The organism is Caulobacter sp. P1_B12_2 (assembly GCF_056406675.1).
In genome coordinates this window covers 1-2346 of sequence record NZ_JBFTZS010000587.1, presented here as the reverse complement: position 1 = coordinate 2346, position 2346 = coordinate 1, and the positions used below count along the sequence as shown (strand labels likewise).

At 66.5% G+C, this 2346-nt stretch carries 4 protein-coding genes; 2 read left to right on the top strand and 2 right to left on the bottom strand.

Annotated elements, in window-relative coordinates:
• Positions 1–33 precede the first annotated feature (33 nt).
• Positions 34–513 (bottom strand): bacterioferritin, encoded by a 480-nt coding sequence (gene bfr / locus AC1DZ6_RS23680; RefSeq protein ID WP_056459848.1) that lies wholly within the window; start codon positions 511–513, stop codon positions 34–36.
• A gap of 274 nt (positions 514–787) precedes the next feature.
• On the bottom strand, positions 788–973 hold the full coding sequence (locus AC1DZ6_RS23675; RefSeq protein WP_477099555.1) for a (2Fe-2S)-binding protein: 186 nt from the start codon (positions 971–973) through the stop codon (positions 788–790).
• Between the two features lie 170 nt (positions 974–1143).
• Here AC1DZ6_RS23675 and thiE point away from each other — a divergent pair, with 170 nt between their 5' ends.
• Positions 1144–1803: a thiamine phosphate synthase gene (gene thiE, locus AC1DZ6_RS23670; RefSeq protein WP_477099554.1), complete on the top strand. Its 660-nt coding sequence runs from the start codon at positions 1144–1146 to the stop codon at positions 1801–1803.
• Positions 1804–1879: 76 nt separating this feature from the next.
• Positions 1880–2299: a hypothetical protein gene (locus tag AC1DZ6_RS23665; RefSeq protein WP_477099553.1), complete on the top strand. Its 420-nt coding sequence runs from the start codon at positions 1880–1882 to the stop codon at positions 2297–2299.
• Positions 2300–2346 lie beyond the last annotated feature (47 nt).

The following is a 2346-nucleotide window of genomic DNA, read 5'->3' as shown; positions in this document are numbered from 1 at the left end:
ACGGTGCTATTTGGAAGGCGCTCGGGCCGCCCCCTAAGCCGGCAGTTCGCCCACGGCGCTCTGCAGGTAGTTCTGCTCGCCCAGCGCCTTGACCAGGCCCAGCTGCATCTCAAGGAAATCGATGTGCTCCTCGGTGTCGCTGAGGATCTCGCGCAGCAACTCGCGGCTGACATAGTCGCGGACCTGTTCGCACTGGATGATGCCGGGGATCAGGGTCTCGCGGCCGCCGACCTCGACCGACAGGTCCGAGGCCAGGCATTCGGGCACGGTCTCGCCGATCTTCAGCTTGTGCAGGTCCTGCAGGTTGGGCAGGCCTTCCAGGAACAGGATGCGGTTGATCAGCTTGTCGGCGTGTTTCATCTCGCCGATCGACTCGTCGTAGGTGATCTTGCCCAGGCGCTTGAAGCCCCAGTTGTCGTACATCCGCGCGTGCAGGAAGTACTGGTTCACCGCCGTCAGCTCGTTGGTGAGCACCGCGTTCAAGAGCCGGATGATGCCGGGATCGCCTTGCATGGCGGGCCTCCTCAGATTCGATAATCGTGGGACCGTGATCTATCGCTTGGGTTGCTTCAACCGCTTTGTCTGCAAGTGTTTCTCAGCCTCACGGAAAAGCGTGAGACTGCTTCGCGTGAGCGGAAAATACCCCAAATCCGCTCATCCCGGCGAATGCCGGGACCCAGATCCAAAGGCGGAGAGATTGGTTGGAAAGAGCTCGGCGCTCGTGGCGTCAGGCTCAAGATCATTCCATCTGGGTCCGGGCATTCGCCGGGATGAGCGGAACGAAAATCTATTCGGCGGCGTAGGCCAGGGCTTGCTGGTTGTCCTGGATCATCTGGCGCATCTCGCAGACGCACTTGGCGCACTGGGCCTGACAGCCCTTGTGACGGAACACGTCGGCCGGGCGGGTGGCCCCAGCGTCGATGGCGGCGCGGACTTCCCGCTCGCGGATGCCGTTACAGTTGCAGACGTACAAGGGAAACAAGCCCTACCGAATGATTGTCATTCTCATGTAGCGGAGGCTTGGAGCTTTTGCAACTGACTCGCAGTGCGACAAAGGAGCTCACGCTCAATAGTCCCTCCCCACAGGGGGAGGACCTTTGTCGCCCCCTCGCCCCTTTGGGCAAATCGGCGTAATCCGCATCCATGACCGACTGCCGCCTCTATCTGATCACCCCGCCGGCCCTGGACGACCTGGCCGCGTTCGGCCGCGACCTGGCCGCCGCCCTGGACGGCGGCGACGTGGCCGCCCTGCAGATCCGCCTGAAGGACGCCTCGGACGAGGCGATCGCCGCCGCCGTGGCCGCCCTGGCGCCGATCGCCCGGGCGCACGACGTGGCCGTGATCCTCAACGACCGTCCCGACCTGGCCGCGCGGCTGGGCTGCGACGGCGTCCATGTCGGCCAGAGCGACACGCCCTTCCAGGAGGCCCGCAAGATCATGGGGCCGGGCGCGATGATCGGCGTCACCTGCCACGACAGCCGCCACCTGGCCATGGAGGCCGCCGAGGCCGGGGCCGACTACGTGGCCTTCGGGGCCTTCTTCCCGACCACCACCAAGGACGCGGCGACCACCGCCGAGCCGGAGATCCTGTCGATCTGGCAGGAGACCATGGAGGTCCCCTCGGTGGCGATCGGCGGGATCACCGCCGACAACGCCGCCGACCTGGCCACGGCGGGCGCAGACTTCCTGGCCGTCTCGGCCGGGGTCTGGAAGCATCCGGGCGGTCCCGCCGCCGGCGTCGCGGCGATCAACGCCGCCATCGCCCAAGGGCTTGAGGCGCGCCTGGCCGCGCGAGACGCGTAACGCCGTTCGCGGAACTTGCCGCTCAAGCTTGTCGGGCGTAGCCTCCTTCCAACGATAAAATACGGGGAGGACGCCCATGCGGCGGCTTGGACTGTGTTTGCTTGGCGTAACCGTCCTGGGCCTGACGATGGCGAGCGCCGCCACGGCCCTGGCGGAAAACTGGAAGCCCTCGCCCGGCGAGGCGAAAACCTTCTACGACGCCGACTTCATGCGGGTGGACCAGACGTCCGGCCTGATCGTCGTGCGCATCGCCGAGGGCCGGCCCAACGGTCCCTACAAGGCCTGGCCGGCCAGCAAGGGCCCGATCATGCTGTTCGCCCTGGACTGCGCCACCGACAAGTGGATCGACCTGGGCATGGACTTCTCCGGCGACCAGGGCCTGCCCAAGGGCTGGCGCAAGGGCGAGAAGATCGAAGACATCAAGGGCGCCGCCGGCGGCGCGGGCCGCGTGGCCTGCGAGACCAAGGACACCCTGCCGAAGGTGGCTTTGCCTTAGAGAAACCCTCTCCCGGAGGGGAGAGGGAGGGGCCCGCGGGGCCCGCG